The 17,598-nt window shown below is 47.4% G+C and carries 16 protein-coding genes and 1 tRNA gene; 8 read left to right on the top strand and 9 right to left on the bottom strand.

Annotation, left to right across the window (positions count from 1 at the left end; genetic code table 11):
* Positions 1-37: 37 nt before the first annotated feature.
* Positions 38-1,243 carry a retropepsin-like aspartic protease gene (locus AK963_RS10360; RefSeq protein ID WP_066015376.1) on the bottom strand — a complete coding sequence of 402 codons (1,206 nt, stop codon included), beginning with the start codon at positions 1,241-1,243 and terminating at the stop codon, positions 38-40.
* Positions 1,244-1,396: 153 nt separating this feature from the next.
* On the opposite strand from AK963_RS10360, the gene elbB reads away from it, so the two are divergent.
* Positions 1,397-2,062 carry an isoprenoid biosynthesis glyoxalase ElbB gene (gene elbB / locus AK963_RS10355; protein WP_066015375.1) on the top strand — a complete coding sequence of 222 codons (666 nt, stop codon included), beginning with the start codon at positions 1,397-1,399 and terminating at the stop codon, positions 2,060-2,062.
* Positions 2,063-2,126: 64 nt separating this feature from the next.
* Here elbB and mltA read toward each other — a convergent pair whose 3' ends face one another.
* The 4 genes from mltA to AK963_RS10335 all read right to left on the bottom strand — a co-directional run bounded on the left by mltA (position 2,127) and on the right by AK963_RS10335 (position 5,425).
* Positions 2,127-3,281: a murein transglycosylase A gene (gene mltA, locus AK963_RS10350; RefSeq protein WP_066015374.1), complete on the bottom strand. Its 1,155-nt coding sequence runs from the start codon at positions 3,279-3,281 to the stop codon at positions 2,127-2,129.
* Positions 3,282-3,575: 294 nt separating this feature from the next.
* Positions 3,576-4,088: a non-heme ferritin gene (gene ftnA, locus AK963_RS10345; protein ID WP_066015373.1), complete on the bottom strand. Its 513-nt coding sequence runs from the start codon at positions 4,086-4,088 to the stop codon at positions 3,576-3,578.
* 243 nt (positions 4,089-4,331) lie between these two features.
* Positions 4,332-4,652: a 2Fe-2S iron-sulfur cluster-binding protein gene (locus tag AK963_RS10340; protein ID WP_066015372.1), complete on the bottom strand. Its 321-nt coding sequence runs from the start codon at positions 4,650-4,652 to the stop codon at positions 4,332-4,334.
* A 110-nt stretch (positions 4,653-4,762) separates the two neighbouring features.
* Positions 4,763-5,425 (bottom strand): lysophospholipid acyltransferase family protein, encoded by a 663-nt coding sequence (locus AK963_RS10335; RefSeq protein ID WP_238593688.1) that lies wholly within the window; start codon positions 5,423-5,425, stop codon positions 4,763-4,765.
* A gap of 207 nt (positions 5,426-5,632) precedes the next feature.
* Here AK963_RS10335 and cfa point away from each other — a divergent pair, with 207 nt between their 5' ends.
* A complete protein-coding gene (gene cfa / locus AK963_RS10330; protein WP_066015370.1) occupies positions 5,633-6,778 on the top strand; it encodes a cyclopropane fatty acyl phospholipid synthase in 1,146 nt (381 codons plus the stop codon).
* 229 nt (positions 6,779-7,007) lie between these two features.
* A complete protein-coding gene (locus tag AK963_RS10325; RefSeq protein WP_066015369.1) occupies positions 7,008-7,277 on the top strand; it encodes a hypothetical protein in 270 nt (89 codons plus the stop codon).
* Positions 7,278-7,345: 68 nt separating this feature from the next.
* Here the strand turns inward: AK963_RS10325 and AK963_RS10320 are convergent, their stop codons facing one another.
* A complete protein-coding gene (locus tag AK963_RS10320; protein WP_066015368.1) occupies positions 7,346-7,951 on the bottom strand; it encodes an HD domain-containing protein in 606 nt (201 codons plus the stop codon).
* A 172-nt stretch (positions 7,952-8,123) separates the two neighbouring features.
* Here AK963_RS10320 and AK963_RS10315 point away from each other — a divergent pair, with 172 nt between their 5' ends.
* Positions 8,124-8,825: a hypothetical protein gene (locus AK963_RS10315; protein WP_139117346.1), complete on the top strand. Its 702-nt coding sequence runs from the start codon at positions 8,124-8,126 to the stop codon at positions 8,823-8,825.
* Positions 8,826-8,870: 45 nt separating this feature from the next.
* Here AK963_RS10315 and AK963_RS10310 read toward each other — a convergent pair whose 3' ends face one another.
* The 3 genes from AK963_RS10310 to AK963_RS10300 form a co-directional block, all read right to left on the bottom strand.
* Positions 8,871-9,908 (bottom strand): DUF2333 family protein, encoded by a 1,038-nt coding sequence (locus AK963_RS10310; protein ID WP_066015366.1) that lies wholly within the window; start codon positions 9,906-9,908, stop codon positions 8,871-8,873.
* A gap of 269 nt (positions 9,909-10,177) precedes the next feature.
* Positions 10,178-12,124, bottom strand: coding sequence for a bifunctional diguanylate cyclase/phosphodiesterase (locus AK963_RS10305; RefSeq protein WP_066015365.1), 1,947 nt, complete (start codon positions 12,122-12,124; stop codon positions 10,178-10,180).
* 40 nt (positions 12,125-12,164) lie between these two features.
* Positions 12,165-12,767 carry a transglutaminase-like cysteine peptidase gene (locus AK963_RS10300; protein ID WP_238593687.1) on the bottom strand — a complete coding sequence of 201 codons (603 nt, stop codon included), beginning with the start codon at positions 12,765-12,767 and terminating at the stop codon, positions 12,165-12,167.
* A gap of 205 nt (positions 12,768-12,972) precedes the next feature.
* Between AK963_RS10300 and AK963_RS10295 the strand changes: the two genes are divergently transcribed.
* The 4 genes from AK963_RS10295 to AK963_RS10280 all read left to right on the top strand — a co-directional run.
* Positions 12,973-13,049 (top strand) — tRNA-Ile (locus AK963_RS10295).
* Positions 13,050-13,558: 509 nt separating this feature from the next.
* A complete protein-coding gene (gspC, locus tag AK963_RS10290) occupies positions 13,559-14,470 on the top strand; it encodes a type II secretion system protein GspC (protein ID WP_066015363.1) in 912 nt (303 codons plus the stop codon).
* A 26-nt stretch (positions 14,471-14,496) separates the two neighbouring features.
* Complete coding sequence (gene gspD / locus AK963_RS10285; RefSeq protein ID WP_066015362.1) at positions 14,497-16,695, top strand: type II secretion system secretin GspD; 2,199 nt, start codon at positions 14,497-14,499, stop codon at positions 16,693-16,695.
* A partial coding sequence (locus AK963_RS10280) for a GspE/PulE family protein (RefSeq protein ID WP_175404486.1) occupies positions 16,695-17,598 on the top strand: 904 nt, incomplete at its 3' end. The genes gspD and AK963_RS10280, both read left to right, overlap by 1 nt.

The raw sequence follows: 17,598 nt of genomic DNA, 5'->3' as shown, positions 1-17,598 counted from the left end.
ATGAGGATCAGCGCTTATCATAGCACTGGCTCTGTTTTCACTCCATTTGTCTTGGCATCAGTGACAACTGTTGTCGGTTCTGATCAATAAAAAAGTTGAAGTGATTCAGCACATTCATACCAAGTAACCCATCAATACTCTGATCAACAGGGTCAAATTCAGCCGCTTCCAGGTTGCTGACAAGAAAGTCTCCGATCTGGAATTGTTCGAGACGATACAGCGATGATCGATAGGTACCGTTGGCAGTTGTCAGGTCGATATCCCCTACCCTGCTGGCTTGCTTCTGTTTTTGCAGCTCCAGCAGAATACTGCTTGGCAAGGTAGTGACACTTGAACCTGTATCAATCAGCATACGGGCGTTATGCCTGCTTCCTGCCACCGTATCGACAACATACTGTCCACCCGTACCGGATAATGGAATAACTGTTTTCCCACTGTTTTCGTCATCAGCATGCCGAGCGGGTACAAGTTGGGCTAAAAGCTCGCTTGCCCGTTCATTACCCTGTATTTGTAATTCTTTTAGTTCCCGTATCGCGCTCTGGATATCATTGACTGTAAGGTAGCCTTCGGCCAGGGCGAATCGATAAAAACTGTAATCTGGTTCCAGGTAGCTCAGTTTAAGAAAGGTAGGAATAAGACGTCCAAGACTTGATTGCCCCTTGTCCTGCTCATATAAACGATGGGCAACTTGATGGATCTGTTGATCCAGTGAGCGTATCTCTTCTCTGTTACAGCTGTAAGACCTTGCATTTGTATAGGCATCCAGCGCTTTGGTGAACTGGTTCGACGCAGTATAAGTGGTGGCCAGTTCTCTCAATAATCCACTGTCCCGGGAATAGTACTCCGTAAAAAGCTCCAGGAGATTAATAGCTGGTTTCAGGTCATTGTTTTCATGGTACCAGTGAATGCGTTTGATTAATTCAATATACAGTTCTGCTGCAATATCTGAATGATAACGGTCATGATGTCGAAAAATGGTGAAGGCTTCATCAAACTGTCCTGAATCAATAGACTGAACAAACCTGAATCTTACTTGCCTCGAGTCAGTCTCACTGTCATCAACCATTCGCTCAATCTTGTCGACGGCAATGGTATTTCCGCTTGAACTCTCTGGTCTACTATTAAGCTCCAGTAAAAGGTCAGGGGTATTCTGGCTGTCTCTTAACCACCATCCTATGGCAACACCAATAATGATAGAGAGAGCACAAAGAACCGGGGCTTGAAAACGATCTGCTAATCGCAAGATTGACTCCAAAATGATTTATTGGTGAGCTGAGTCTGGAGCTACTTTATAGAACACTCTCGGTTTACACTGAGCCTCTGATAAGGAATTTCCCCTTTTCAGCAAACCTTCTGTGCGATTTATAAATGAATGTATAGATAGGAGAATACGCTAATGAGTTCAAGTCATCAGAAGAAAGTCGCAGTAATCCTCTCTGGGTGTGGTGTATATGATGGTGCTGAAATTCATGAATCAGTACTCACGTTGCTGAGTATTGAACAGCAGGGAGCAACCTATCAGTGTTTTGCACCTGATATTAATCAATACCACGTCATTAACCATTTGACCGGAGAAGAAAGCACTGAGCAGCGAAATGTTCTGGTGGAGGCCGCCCGAATAGCACGAGGGGATATCGAGCCCCTGGCAGCGCTGAAGGTCGCTGACTTTGATGCCCTGATTGTTCCGGGGGGCTTTGGGGCAGCAAAAAACCTGTCGGATTTTGCTTTCGAGGGTGCTGAACTGCGTGTGCAGGTTGATATGATGGTTGCCGTTAAGGCATTCTCGGAAGCGGGCAAGCCCATAGGCTTGATTTGTATTGCTCCAACAATGGCCGGACGTATTTTTGGAACAGGCGTTATCGCAACCATTGGTAACGACGCTGCTACTGCTGAAGCAATGGAGCAGACCGGAGTCACACATCAATCCTGTGCGGTTGATGATATTGTGGTTGATGAGACCCATAAACTGGTTACTACACCAGCTTATATGCTGGCAAAAAATATCAGCGAGGCGGCGACAGGTATCAATAAACTGGTCGCCAGAGTATTAGATATGCCCTGATTGAAGCACTTTATTTATGCCCTGCACTCTATAAGTAACTGCTCATTCCATGTTTTTAATGAACTCATTGACGAGGCACAAGAACATAGAGTTTGCCCGGTTCCTGCTGTGGCCCTGCAATATGGGCTGCATCTTTTCCAATACCCATATAGATATCACCGCGGGCAGGTCCCTTTATGGCACTGCCAGTATCCTGGGCAACCATCATCTGCTGGAACTTCTCACCGGTAGCAGTGAGACGGGTATCGAGCCATACCGGCAAGCCAAGGGGAATATAGGATGGATCGACGGCCAGTGTTCTTCTCATGGTAGCAGGCACTCCCTGAGCGGTGATGGCACCTTCATCAGAGAAACTGAAGAAGATGTAACGGGGGTTCTGGTTGAGTAGCCATTCTCTTTTATCCGGATTTTTTGCCAACCACGACTGGATAGTTTGCATGGATACTTCTTCAAGTTCTCCTTTCTGTTTCAGTATCTTCCCAATGGCTACATAGTTATGGCCATTATTACCAGCGTATCCAACATGAATGATTTTTCCATCAGGCAGTTCGACATTCCCTGACCCTTGAATCTGCAGGAAAAACTTATCAACAGGACTGCTCAACCATATGAGAACATCGCTGTTCTTTGCTGTCTGTTGATTGATTTCTGCCCGGCTGCCATAGGGTTTCAGAAAGCCTTTCTCAACCCGGCCAACCAATCCCTGCCCACTGAGTCCAAAATCAGAAAGGCGAACTTTGACCAGATCATGAGGAAGTTTCAACAGAGGGATTGAGTAATCCTCAGAAGGGTCAAGACTGCCAGGGATAACTGGGGAGTAATAAGCGGTAAATAAGCCTTTTTCCTGGGGAGAGATACGAACAGGAGTAAAGTTCTGCTCAAAAAAGGCTTTCAGCTGACGGTCGGGTGTTTGAATCAGTTCTTTACACAACAGCTGCCATTGCTGGTAGTTACCCCAGGGGCTTTTGTCTGTCAGCACCGAACGGTTCAGGTGCTTGCAACTGTTAACCAGAGCCGGTCTTATTGCAATGGCCTGTTCCTCGCTCCAGCCCTCCAGGTCACTGAATTTTACAGGCTGCTGTTCTGGCTTTGTTGTAAACAGTCCACAACCACTTAATAGCAGTGTAAGCAGAAAAGGAATAAACCTTAAGACGCTTGCGGTGACTGACTTGGAAAAAATGGGGCTTGACTGTTTGAAGTGTTGATATGCAAAGGTCACGTGAGTGCTTCTGATTGATATGGACGGTTAAATCGAAAACCAGACAATTCCAATCGTCAGATAAGGCCTGGTTCCTCATTATAGAGGAAGGTGCTTGAGTAACTTACCTATTTAACCACATTTTTCTGCCCCCTGTGCAGGCACTCTCGGCAACTGTTTGCAAAGTATCTGTTCAGATAACCAGAAAGATTCCATATGATCAGCGACAGATACAGCCAGGGAGCGTTCTCACCTAGACATGTGACCATGTCAAGAAAGCCCCCTGAACACTCGTTATATTACCGCGAACTATTATTAAACAGCAGGCTCCGGCATATCACTCATCAGCTTGGCCACCTCCTGGTCAATGTAATACAGCCCTTTGTTTTCCATACCGATCATATCAATTTTATCGAGAATCGATTTGAACAGCTTCTCTTCTTCGTGCTGCTCCGAAACGTACCACTGCAGGAAATTGAACGTAGAATAGTCCTGCTCGGTAAATGCGGTATGGGCCAGTGCATTGATCTTCTGAGTAACAGTACACTCATGTTCATAAGTCGCGAGAAATACATCACGGACAGATGCGAACTCATGAGGAGGAGCATCAATACCGCCAAGAATGGCCATAGCTCCAGTTTCGTTGACGTAGTCAAAGAGCTTCTGCATGTGCTCCATTTCTTCCCGGGCATGGCGGCGGAGAAAGTTATTACAACCGTCCAGCCCCTGGCTTTCGCACCAGGATGCCATTTGCAGATACAGATTTGAGGAGTAGAACTCCAGATTAATCTGTTCATTCAGCTTGTCGATCATGGTTTGGCTGAGCATGGGGACTCCTGACATTTTTCAGTATTTGAATTGTTAGGGCTAATGAGGATTCGCAGTTAAACGTTACCCGCTGCTTAAGCCGGTTACGAATAATTATCAATAACCTTATAAAAGGTCTGGTTTTGAGGGGGATTGTAATACCAATTGTACTTCCTAACTACATTAAGTCGCAGGCTGTACTGTATGCAGCGGCCAGAAATATCTTGAGTATGGCCCATAGGAGAAGCCTATGGGTACAGGAATTTAATATTGAGATTCAGGCAAATGAACAACCAGACCTTCCATCTCATCAGTTACGACAATCTGGCAACTCAGCCTGCTGGTTTCTTTAGGTTCACGGACAACATCCAGCATTTCATGCTCCATGCCTTCAGCAGGTCCAACAATCTCAGTCCAGGCTTCATCAATATAACAGTGGCAGGTACCACAGGAGCAGGCTCCACCGCACTCGGCAAGAATTCCATCGATCATGTTATCGACGGCACCCTGCATCAAAGTGCTACCTGAGTCGATTTCGGCTTCATACTGGTTGCCATCATGAGTAACAAACTGAATCAGAGGCATGGGAGTCCTTTACTGTCTTTTTATTATTGTTTCACTCTATCGGACTCACCATTGAAAGAAAAGTAACTCCAGGAGGATACAGCCTTTTGGACATAATCCACGGATAACATTTACTTGCTGTATATATTCGGTGTTTCAAATGGCCCATCACACCCAAGTTCAGGATGCTTGCCCGGATGAGAAAGAAAGAACTCATGCATTCGTTCAAAGTCAGAGGGAATATTTCCGGTCAGGGACATGGGGGAGCCCATGATAACTTTTCTCTTCTGGAAGTCGAATGCAATGGGCACAACCGGAACGTTTGCACCATTAGCTATATGATAAAAGCCGGTTTTCCACTTTTGCACCTTTGAGCGTGTGCCCTCAGGAGCGATCACCAGCACAAAGTGCTCACTGCTCTTGATCTCTGTAATGGCCTGATCAACCCGATTGATGGACTTATCGCGCTCAATCGGAATACCGCCCAGCCGGCGCATTAAAATACCCAACGGCCAGACAAACAGAGAATGCTTGGCAAAAAATCGAACACGTATACGGGTTATCAGCTTAACTGCAACTCCGATGACAAAATCCCAGTTTGATGTGTGATGAGCGACGATGATCACGTATTTATTGAGATTTTCCGGCAGATTCCCTTCAATTTTCCATCCTCCAAGCAACCTCAGGACAAAGTGTCCAAGGCCTGTCTTGAACGGGTTTTTGGGAAGATAGTTGCTGGTGAAAGATGATTGCATATTAATTTGGTAGAGCAGGAAAGCGCGGGAGTATGTCACTTTTGTATCACTACGTCAGCTTGTAAATACCATTTTACCAACCCGCAATTGAGTCATATGTACTAATTATGGTGTAATTTTGGTGGTAATAAAGTTTCATGTACTAAAATAATTCATCTTTACCCATACCTTCTTACTGTCATCGACCGGATAACTTTTCCTCCGGCTGTTTCTGGATACTTGCTCTGGATACATAGAGGCACAGTTATGAACCTCCTCACTACTCCATCGAAGGCGAATAGTCGCTGGTCTTCTGCTATTCAACAACTGGCGGAAAGTGCCGGTATTGGATTCAATGGCTCCCACCCCTGGGATATTCAGGTGCACAACCCCGGTTTTTATCAGCGGGTTCTTCAGGATGGCATCGTGGGGTTGGGCGAGAGTTATATGGAAGGATGGTGGGAATGTGAAAGACTTGACCAGCTATTCACCCGCTTAGTGGAAGCACACCTCAGTGAAAAAATTCCACAACAACTCTCTGTTTTTCTCAGCCTGGTCTGGGCGCGCCTTGCTAATCTGCAATCAAGACAGCGAGCCTGGATCGTTGGGGAGGAGCATTATGATCTGGGAAATGACCTCTTTGAGATAATGCTCGACTCGAGGATGCAATACTCCTGTGCATACTGGAAAGAGGTAAATACACTTGAAGAGGCTCAGGAAGCCAAACTGGATTTAATCTGTCGAAAACTGGATCTCGAACCAGGCATGAAACTACTGGATATCGGCTGTGGCTGGGGAGGTCTGGCAGAGTTTGCTGCCAGCCGATATGGTGCATCCGTGGTTGGTATTACCATTTCAAAAGAGCAGCAGCATCTGGCTCGTGATCGATGTAAAGGGCTTGATGTTGAAATCCGGCTTCAGGATTACCGGGATCTAAATGACACATTCGACCGAGTTGTCTCCGTTGGCATGTTTGAACATGTCGGACCACGTAACTACGATACCTTTTTCCAGACAGTGAGAAAGGTTATATCAGACAATGGTCTTTTCCTTTTACACACCATCGGTTCTCTGCAGAGTGATTTAAGCGTCAACCCATGGATCGAAAAATATATTTTTCCTAACGGCTGCCTGCCTTCCATGCTTCAAATTGCAAAGAGCACCGAGGGCCTGTTTGTCACTGAAGACTGGCATAATTTTGGTGCTGATTACGACCTGACATTGGTGGAATGGGAAAAACGTTTTAAAGCTGGGTGGCCAGAGCTTAAAGAGAATTACAGCGATTCGTTTTATCGAATGTTTCGGTACTATCTTTTGTCCTGTGCAGGAGGGTTCCGGGCCAGAGACCTTCAACTCTGGCAGATTGTGTTGAGCCCTCATGGAGTACCTGGAGGCATTAGGGTTCCCCGATAGGTAGACTGTAATAATCGATTTATCATTAACGTCAACAGACCCTAAGAGTGGTTTCAATAAGCCATTTCTCTCTGGCATCACCGTAGATAATAAAATGTTATTATAAATATAAAAACTGTCAGCTAGATTGGCTTTTTTATAACTCTTTTAACTATAGTTCTATAGTCTAATTTATCGCCTGCCTCTGTCAGGGTACCTTGGCTCACAATAACCAGGGAGGGGTAAGGTTATGAAAACTAACGGTACAGTTTTAACAATGGCTGCAAAGTTTGAAGAAGCGGCCGTGTATGCATCTAGAAGGTCAGAAAAGAACAGTTCTTTTGATATGCGAGAGGTTGCAGAAGTTAAAGCCTCTGTGTGTATTATGCAGACTATTGCTGACGCAAAATTTGGTGGTGATGTTACCAGTGCTGCATACAAACGATCTTTCGCAAATATAACCCAAATATGTAATGGCGATATTGGAAAGTATTACCAGCTCTATTTTGGTGATGAATAATTGTGAAATACGAGGCTGTCGATAAGGCTATCTACCGCCTCGCTTTTTAAGAGATTCAACAGGTAAGATCAAATATCCTGAAGCCAGCCATTACGAACAGAGATGTCGACCTGTTCAAGGACATAACCCCACAGTTTGGGTGCCAGGTTCTCCAGATACTGATTCCGTCTCAACACCTGGCTACGGGTAACCTGATACTTTGCCCAGGTTCCTCCCTCACTATCCATATTCTGAATCACGGGTAAAAGGCAGTCCATGGCTTTGGCGAAGCGGGCATCCGGGCTATCTATCTGCTCAAATTCAAGCCAGAGCGCTCTGAACTCATCAGCCTGTTCCTGTGGCAGTAGCCCGAACAGGCGCTCTGCAGCCTGCATTTCCTTCTCTCCCTGACCAGCCAGCTCTGTGTTTTCGGCAAACGCAAAGGTATCCCCTGCATCAATTTCCACAATATCATGAAGCAGCAGCATTTTAATAACACGGCAAATATCAACCGGCTCTTCTGCATACTCTTTAAGCGTCATAGCCTGTACAGCAATATGCCAGCTGTGCTCGGCACTGTTCTCCTGTCGGTTATTATCAGGCTTTACCATGGTTCGTCGATAAACCGCCTTAAGTTTATCCAGCTCCCTTATAAAACCCAGTTGCTGCCCAAGTCTTGGGGTAATGACAGACATAAATTTTGAACCATATTACCAATATTAAATCTAAGAAAGTAAATCCTAACAGAACAACAAACCGACAGCTAACAATTGCCATTAAAATCAATTAGTTAAAAAATCGTATCAAATTAAATAGAACATACAGAGCAGTTTAAACATTATCGCATTCAACACACGGTATTCCCTGATGAACCCACCCATTGCCATAGCAAACAGCACTCCCTTTTCTCACACTCTTCCTCCAGAGAATGTGTATCACAATGATGATATATCTGAAGACTGCTGGAGTACGACAACTGAAACTTGTTCTGAAGATAACGAGCCTTCAGAGAGAAGTGATACGCTATCCGTTAGAAAGTGCGAGGTTATCCCTGAACCAGAAACATTCATGTCTAAAATCAAGCGTTACGGCAAACGCTTGCTCTCACAAGTTCCTAAGGCTCTGTGTATCCCACTAAGAATCTGTACCACGTTACTGAATGTAGGTATTTTTGCCGGTTATTACGTCACAGTCATGACCATTACCGGTATTGGGGCTATTGCAGGGGCTATGAGGGGTATAGCTTCAAACATAAAAGCACGCGCTACATCCACCCCGGCAGAAAAATCAATTAAAGAATACACCGTCAGCTATACACAAAAGGTATTTAAGTGGCTGACGCTGCCTTATGAGAAATTGCCAGACAAGTTTAAGGGGTCAGTATTTCCAGCGATTGCAGGTGCAGCTCTTTTTGTTTTTGAAACGGTGGCTATTCCGGGAAAACGAATCTCCCAAGATAGGTATGAACAAGTTTGCACCGCCACTTATAAAGCGACCAAACCCTATAAACTTGTTACTGATATGACTGTGAACGTGTTTAATACCACAAAGCGATGGATTCAGACTTGAGTAAAAAGCAGGGGGCTTTAATGTCACCCCCATAGAAAAGCATGACTATCCTTGTTCAAGTAAACGCCGTAGATCAATAATCGCCGCATTGGCACGGGAAACATAATTAGCCATTACCAGAGAGTGGTTTGCCAGGAACCCAAAGCCGGAACCATTCAGTATCACCGGGCTCCAAACCGTGTCCTGAGTAGCCTCCAGCTCGCGGATAATCTGTCGGACACTGACCGTGGCATTTTTCTTTTCCAGAACCTCGGCGAAGTCGACTTCTACAGCCCTTAGAAGATGTATCAGAGCCCAGGAAGTTCCTCGGGCCTCGTAGAAAACATCATCAATCTGCGACCATGGTGTTTTTACATCGACCAAAACAGCACTATCAGTTGATTGAGTAGCCCCGGTATCCCCCGAAAGGTCGGTATTCAAACGCGGTTTACCAACACTGGCACTCAGACGCTGGGAAAGGCTACCCAGGCGCGTCTCCACATCTCCCAGCCAGCGAGTCAGGTTATCTGCCCGGGCATAAAATTGAGCAGAGTCATTAGGGTCTGATAAGCGGGTCATATAGCTTTTCAGCTTATTAATGCCCCTTTGATATTCCCGCTCACTGGACGGAAGAATCCAGCTTCTGGCATCAAAATTAAACTGAGGCTCGGCAACCGTCAGGTCTGGATCTTCTCTTGACTGAGACTGGGAGCAGCTGAAGTCCTTGCGAAGTGCCCGGGCCATGTCACGTACCTGAATCAGCACACCAACCTCCCAATTCGGCATATTATCCATCAGAACGCCCGGGGGCATGATGTCATTACGCAGGAAACCACCCGGCTTAGTCAGAAGCGTATCCGCCAGGGTATAGAGCGTTGCTGTTGTGGTATAACCAGTGACAACACTCTGAGCATTATCAGTAGCCAGCTTTTCTGCATTGGCCTTTACCGAAAACAGATCCGGCTCCTGACTCCAGTACCAGCCAACAAGAGACAGAAATAAAATCAGAATGCCAACACCAACGAGCAGGGCTTTACCATAAATAAGGCCCGAAATATTCTGCATACCCGACTGAAAAGCCGCTTTAATCTTTTCCAGCGCCATAATCTCCTCGTTCGTCACCGCTCAGACTTTTTATCCTGAATATGGCGTTCCAATATGGATGCGCTTACCGAGTAGCCATTATCCTCTAATAATGGTGGTTGTGCGAGTTTCTACGTGTGAATCAAAAAGAGAATGTATCTTGAAAAGCACTATCTACAACAAAAGACCGCTTCCCGACACGCGTTGCCCGCAAGAGCACAAACGGCGGCGGCCTTTTCGGGAAGCGGGAAGCGGCCAGAGCATTATGGGCGTTATTACAGGGCAACTCCTTAAAGTTGCTCGGGGCGTCCCAGGTAATACCCCTGACCACCAGCAACACCCAACTGTTTTAACGTTTCCCACTCTTGTTCACTTTCAACACCCTGGGCCAGTACACCAATGTCCCGGGATTCAGCCAGCATGGAAAGTGTTCTTATATACAGTTGATTCTCGTAGCTGGAAGTCAGTTCTCTGGCAAAGCTGCCGTCAACTTTCAGGTAATGGGCATTAATCATCTGCAGGAATGTCAGTGCCTGACTAGACACGCCAAAGTGATCAATAGAAAACTGACACCCCGTTGCCGCCAGCTTATCCACCCGTTCTGCAACCCGCTCCCCCACCAGTATAAGTGAGCGCTCAGCAGTTTCCAGAATCAGGCGCCTGGCCAGATCCTGACGCAGTTTGAGGGCATCCAGCAACCAGTGATAAAAGTCATCATCCATCAGGGAATAAGGTGAAATATTCAAACAGTAGGTTCGATAGTCATCCCGGTCATCCATAAAATCAGCCAGAGCAAAAAATACAGCACGATCAAACTCTCCATATAGATCATGGCGCTCAACAACTGGCATAAAAGAATCGGCAGAAACTACTTCACCATCCAGCTTTATCCGTGCCAGTACCTCTGTAAAAGCTACTTCACCATCCACTCCCACAATGGGCTGACCATAAAGCTCGATAAGGCCTTCTGACATCACTTCTTCCAACGCTTCGACCCACTGGGTGTCACTCCATCGCATGAATGGGTAACCAGACTCACCGCTGATATCTGTAACATCCCAACAATTTTTAACCTGGACCTCCTGTTCAAGCAGTTGCTTCTCACCATGATCCAGAAGAAGCTCCGGTGTACAGCGTCCCTGGTGGGTAACTGCAGCAATATGCAGGTTATTACTACCTTCAGGTGAAGAGAAAAACTCCATTGCTACCAGAACCTTGAATAACAGCTCAGTAACCTTACGGATTTCACCGACATTGCAGGCAGGAACAAATACCGTAAAACTTGATCCATTCCGACGCCCAGAAAAGGCTTCGGGCCAGGGCAACAGGGTTTTTCCTATCCAATAGCTGATCGTCAACAGTAGATCATCAACAAACTTTTGCCCATGACAACGGTTCAATACCTCAAGCCCTCTCACCTGAATGATGACCAAACTACCGCCCGCGTCTCCGACGTCTTCACTTAACACGGTATTCATCCGACTCTTAAAGGCCTTTCGATTGAGTAAACCTGTCAATGGATCCTTGACCGACTTTCGGCGCAGCTCCTCTGTGAGCGCCACTTTTTCAGAGAACGCATTTTCCAGCTTCTCTGCCATCCGGTTCATGGCCTGAACAACCCTGCGGAGGTCTCTGGTTTTAGGCAACTCGGGTTGTATCTCAAAATGACGGTCACAGATACGGTTCGCCTGATGCTCCATACGTTTTAAAGGCCGAAGAACCACCCCCAGAAGAATATTCAAACCGACCATCGCAAATATAAAACCAATACTGAATAGAAACGCATCTCCACTCACCTTGGACCATAGACTGCGGTAGGCATAACCCGGATGACTAGCCACCAGAAGCTGCCCCACTGGCACCCAGCCACTGTTAATCTCACTGGTGACTTCCGGAGCTTCGAGGTCAACCAGTTTCACAAACCAGTCAGGTACTCCCTCTAAAGCTACCGGATGCTCACTGTTCACCAGCACGTTTCCAGACATATCGGTAAAACGAATCTGCCGGTAGTACCCACGGTCAAAAACCGCATCGATCATCGAATCCATCGCGGCAACATTGCCAGCACCTGCTGAAGCAATAGCAATACCAAGGGATGTCGCTGTATCCTGGGAGTGGGAGTTCAACTGTTCCTGAAGATAGTGGCGAGCATCATTAACCGTCAGAACAAAGCTTCCGGCAAACAACAGGATCAAAAGCAGCGTAAGATATAGAGCCAGTTCACGCAGTAGTGTCATGGAGGCATCCCTGTTTGTTGCTCAGGGGTAAAGCTGGTCATCAGCTATTCCCCTCATTCAGTCTTCCCTGACGGTTCGATTTCCGCAACCGTTTGCGCAGCTCAGTCCAGGTCTTTATTTTACTGGACTCACCAATTCGAACCCCTTCACCACGCTGACGGGATAACCACAGTCCGTCACCGTTAAAGTTATATACGGGAACCAGATCTTTGCGGTTACTGGCGGGACGAATCTCACTGACCAGATTGTCCAGAATCAGCGGCTCCTCCCCCGGGCTGGCGAAGTAACTGAGCACCATATGGGCCTGATCAAGCTCAACCGCCTTTACATAAGTGATCCTCAGCTTCTCATCAGAAACCCCTAGCTCACGAAGTGTAAAATACTTAGCAATTGAGAAGTCCTCACAATCGCCAGCGCCACTGGCCAGAAATTCCACAGGAGTCGCCCAGAAATCCTCTTCACCCCAGTGATCAATATCATTCCTGAATCGCATGCGGTTAAAGAAGTCATTCACTTCAACCAGCTTCTGGGGCTCTGGCAGCTTCTTGCTGTAGGTTATCAGATTCTGCCAATGGGTCAGCCGTTCAGCTGCAGCGATGCCATAGAGTTCACGGGCACTCTCCACCAAGGCTCTTCCTACCACCAGGTCTCCAGCCAAAACAACAGCAAAGAACAAATGTCCCCATTTGGATGGAAGAAAGTGAGATAGCATCCAGAATATTACCAGCCGATTCCTGATCTTATATAGAATCGGCAGCCATAAGGGGAGACTATAAGGAAAAACCGTCAAAAGGCGATAACAGGGTTGGCGGCGGAGTAGATCTATGCGTATAATCCAACCCGCTTCAGGGCCTATAGCTCAGTTGGTTAGAGCAGTGGACTCATAATCCATTGGTCGCAGGTTCGAGTCCTGCTGGGCCCACCATTAAATAGCTACCCTACCTTGCTGATAAGTATCCAATATTGCCACCGGATTTGTTCCTTATAGAGTAAAGGCAGCCTTGTCCACCGGATACTCCTTACGCCGCATCTCAACGGTTACTAACCACTCATAAGACACGTACTGGCTTGAAAGCTTGTGTTTCCTTTTTCAGAAAACCTCTCTTTTATCTGAAACAACTTCATAAGCCGTATCCCCATTTATCTACAGGCCATTGACCAGTCTCTATCCAACCAGATATAAACATAGGGATTCAGTAAACACTTTGTATATTGAATATTTTCGCATTGATGGATATCAAGGAAAGGCAATCTGATGACATCTATAGTTCGAGGCTGAAAAATAAACAGCTTTATTAGATAGTTATCAGTAGAAGACGCTGACACCCTTCTTTGTTATATTCTGAATGAAAAGACCGAAACGATTAAACAATCCGTAAATCAGCCCAAATAAAGAGACAACTCAGGCTGAGTTGATGTAGATGAGAGCAAGCTGTGACGTCACTGAACAATACAATAAGCAGTCATGGAAACGTCATTGCCCGCCAGCTGACATCCTCCAGATTTTTAAAGCTTCATCACCTCAGGACGCTCTGTCAGATTATTCTGATTGTTCTGCTAGCCAGGCAGCTGGCCATTATCACATGGCAGCTTCTGCCAGATAACACACTCGAGCAGTCGACGGTTCAAAGTATCAGGGCACAGATCCCAGCTGCCAGAAGCACAGGTAACACCAACCCGCTTTCCTCTCTGGAGAGCCTTCAACTCTTTGGTAAACCACCAGCACCGCAACAGGTGCAGGCTCCCGCACCTGAAGATGTCCCCGTTTCACGTCTGGCAGTTCGCATCACCGGCCTTGTTGCCAGCAACAACCCGGATGAGTCTCTGGTCATTATTCGCTCTGGCTCTTCCGATGCCACCTATCGTCCTGGCGACACGCTGAAAGGTACACGGGCAACAGTGGACACAATTTATGCTGACCGGGTCATCATTCGTAATGGTGAACGTTACGAATCACTGCTGATGTATCCGGATGAAGCAAATAAACGACCGGTTCAGAGAACAACTCAGAAAACGACCACAATACACCCGGCTAAAAGCAATACCGTTGCAGATATTCGCAGGAAGCTTCAGGATAAACCTGACTCATGGGCAGAGATTGTGACCATTTCACCCGTTCGCAGAGATGGGGAGTTACAGGGATACCGGGTTAATCCGGCCCAATATCCGGATTATTTTACTCAGCTTGGCCTTAAAGCAAACGATATGGCAGTAGCTATCAACGGTTATGACCTGACAGACACTAATGAAGCAATGAAAGTCATTGGACAACTGTCTTCAATGAATCAGATTTCATTAACCATTGAGAGAGATGGCCAACGTTTTGAGATTGACCTGTCTTCCTGATTATTAAGATATATAAAGGTACCGCTATGTTTTCATCGTCGGTGTGCGCAGGGGAAATCCGTGCACTGATATCCAGGACGAGCTTTTTATCACTGCGCTGGCCGCAGGCGCTATTAAAAGCTTTACCATTTGTGCTGGCGTTGCCTCTATCACCGTCCGTACTGGCAAACAACGCTCCTGCACCAAACTACAACAGCAGTTATGCGTCCTCCCACTCCCTGTACTCTGCCAGTTTTGAAAAAGCGGATATCAAAGAGTTTATTCGTACGGTCAGTGCCAACCTGAATCGCACCATCATCATCGATCCCGGCGTTCGGGGTGAGGTGACCATCCGTGCTTATGAACAACTGAATCGACAGCAGTACTACAAGATGTTTCTGTCGGTACTTTCCGTTCATGGGTTTGCGGCAGTTGAAGATGAAAACGGTCTGGTAAAAATCATACCAGACAAAAATGCCCGTACCTCTTCCATACCGGTGGTCGCCGGTAAAAAGCTGGGAGATCAGGTCGCCCACGGTGGTGATGAGATGATCACCTGGGTCCTGCCAGTCAACCATGTACCTGTACGTGAGCTGTCCCCTATTCTCCGACAACTGGTTGACAGATCTGGCAGTGTCGTACATTACGACCCGTCAAATATTCTGATTCTCAGTGGCCGGGCCAATAACCTTGAGCGTGTTGCCGAGGTGGTTCGTCGTATCGACCAGGCAGGCATGCGCAATGTCCAGATCGTCCAGCTGTTCCACGCTTCTGCCAGTGAGATGGAACGGATCCTTATGGCAATCTACGCCGGACAAGGTCAGAAGCCCAACGGTATGCCACCCATCATTGTCAGCAATGAGGCCAGTAACCAGATCATCCTCTCTGCTGATGCCCAGACCCTGCAACGCATGAAAAGTCTGCTGTTACAGATGGACGCCGAGCGTAAGTCCACGGGCAATATCCGTGTCTTCTACCTCCACTATGCCAAAGCAGAAGACCTGAAAAAGGTACTGGACGGCGTTGGTAAAATGCTGATTGCCTCCGGTAGCAGCAGTAAAAGTGCGTCCGGTGATTACAGCATTGAGGTCCACGAGCAGACGAATGCACTTGTGGTCACCGCACGCCCTGATGTGATGCAGGCCATGGAATCTGTGATTGAACGGCTGGATATCCGTCGTGCCCAGGTCATGGTGGAAGCCATCATTGTTGAAGTTGCTGATGGCGATGGCATTAATCTGTCATTCCAGCTGGCCAATGAAAATGGCACCAGCATGATGCAGTTCCAAGATGGCTCAAGCGTTCCTATCGGGGAAATTCTGATGGGGATGAAAGAGGCAGAAGATGAAAAAGGTTCCACCATTATCAATGATGATGGAACAACGATAAATCCTGATAAGCCCGGTGATTACACCGCCCTTGCTGCAGCACTGGCTAAAGTCTCTGGCGCTGCCTTCAGCATCACCTCCGGTGACTGGACTGCACTGCTTCAAGCCGTTACGACATCCAGCCAGTCCAATGTTCTGGCGACCCCAAGCCTGCTGACTCTGGATAACGAAGAAGCCTCTTTTATTGTGGGTGATGAAGTACCCACTCTCACTGGCTCAACACCCAGCTCCGGTAACGACAACCCTTACCAGACCATTGAGCGAAAGGAAGTGGGTGTCAAGCTGACGGTCACGCCACAAATCAATGCCGGTGATGCCGTCAAACTGACGATTGAACAGGAAGTGTCCAGTGTCAATGGCCGTACCCCCGTTGACGTAACCTTTGCCACCCGTAAGGTCAAAACATCGGTCATGGTTAAAACCGGGGACACTGTCGTCATAGGCGGACTGCTGGATGAAAACGTTCAGGAAAGTGTCTCAAAAGTGCCGCTGCTGGGTGATATACCAATCCTTGGTCACCTGTTCCGCTCGACCTCCAGTAAAAAGGTGAAGAAGAATCTGATGGTCTTCCTTCGTCCCACTATTATTCGGGATGATCTGACCATGAACGCCATCAGCGGCCAGAAGTACGATCTTATCCGTGCTTACCAGCTGGATAAGCAGGCTCAGGGTATTTCATTGATGCCCGGTTTCGATACCCCGGTTCTCCCGGAACAGCCCACTGCCCGTGACTTCCTTGATGAACTCAGACGTCAGATGGATGAAGAGTCAGCAGAAGCCAAAGACACTGAAGCGCAGGAAAAAACATCCACTCAGGCATCCGCAACGCCAGTTCGCCGCACCGGTGGAGGAAGGTAATGACGGAAGTAGCCTTGAGTCCCGGAACGTTGCAACGGGAAGAAGAAGCGTTGAGTGAAGAGCTGGCTCTGACTATTGAGAAACGGATGAGGGAATCGGTAATCTCCGAGCCAGAACCTGCCAGTCAGGAAGAGCTTCTCAGCGTAAAAAGAGTGCGCAACTTACCGTTCTCGTTCGCCCGTCGCTTTAATGTGCTGCTCTCATACAGTGATCAGGGCAAGGCTCAGGTCTGGTACAAAGGACTGCCTTCCATCGCAGCACTTCAGGAGGCCAGGCGCTTTGCCGGCACTTCACTGACTCTGATTGCCCTGAACGAAGAAGAGTTTGAGCAGAAACTGGCAAATCATTATCAGCAGGACTCTTCCGCTGCACGACAGTTAATGAATGATATCGGCAATGATGAAGGCCTTCAGGCCCTGGCAGAAGAACTGCCAGAAGATGAAGACCTGCTGGAAGCGGATGATGGTGCTCCGATTATTCGCCTGATCAATGCCATGCTCAGTGAGGCGATCAAGGAAGGCGCATCCGATATCCATATTGAGACCTTTGAGCGAAACCTGACGGTTCGCTTCCGGGTTGATGGTGTGTTACGGGAAATACTCCGTCCCCAGCGCAAACTGGCTGCCGTTCTGGTTTCCCGGGTAAAAGTCATGGCCAGGCTGGACATCGCGGAGAAGCGCGTTCCCCAGGATGGTCGTATATCCCTTCGTATTGGTGGCCGTGCTGTCGACGTTCGTGTATCCACTCTGCCTTCACGCCACGGAGAACGAATCGTTATACCAATCGCATTTTCTAAATCCTTAAGCTGCCGCCAACTATGCTTAGGCATCATTACCATGCATTATCTAGAACAGATGTCTCGTCGACCACAGCTACCCGAAGGTTTTAATGATGTTGATTTTC

Source organism: Endozoicomonas atrinae (assembly GCF_001647025.1).
In the GTDB taxonomy this organism is placed as follows: Bacteria; Pseudomonadota; Gammaproteobacteria; order Pseudomonadales; family Endozoicomonadaceae; genus Endozoicomonas; species Endozoicomonas atrinae.
Note: the sequence above shows the minus strand (reverse complement) of the source record. Positions and strands in the feature narration are given on the sequence as shown.

Coding starts and splice junctions, on each gene's coding strand:
- elbB (WP_066015375.1), top strand. CDS start 1,397: ATGAGTTCAAGTCATCAGAAGAAAGTCGCAGTAATCCTCTCTGGGTGT.
- ftnA (WP_066015373.1), bottom strand. CDS start 4,088: ATGCTCAGCCAAACCATGATCGACAAGCTGAATGAACAGATTAATCTG.
- AK963_RS10340 (WP_066015372.1), bottom strand. CDS start 4,652: ATGCCTCTGATTCAGTTTGTTACTCATGATGGCAACCAGTATGAAGCC.
- cfa (WP_066015370.1), top strand. CDS start 5,633: ATGAACCTCCTCACTACTCCATCGAAGGCGAATAGTCGCTGGTCTTCT.
- AK963_RS10325 (WP_066015369.1), top strand. CDS start 7,008: ATGAAAACTAACGGTACAGTTTTAACAATGGCTGCAAAGTTTGAAGAA.
- AK963_RS10320 (WP_066015368.1), bottom strand. CDS start 7,951: ATGTCTGTCATTACCCCAAGACTTGGGCAGCAACTGGGTTTTATAAGG.
- AK963_RS10315 (WP_139117346.1), top strand. CDS start 8,124: ATGAACCCACCCATTGCCATAGCAAACAGCACTCCCTTTTCTCACACT.
- AK963_RS10310 (WP_066015366.1), bottom strand. CDS start 9,908: ATGGCGCTGGAAAAGATTAAAGCGGCTTTTCAGTCGGGTATGCAGAAT.
- AK963_RS10305 (WP_066015365.1), bottom strand. CDS start 12,124: ATGACACTACTGCGTGAACTGGCTCTATATCTTACGCTGCTTTTGATC.
- gspD (WP_066015362.1), top strand. CDS start 14,497: ATGTTTTCATCGTCGGTGTGCGCAGGGGAAATCCGTGCACTGATATCC.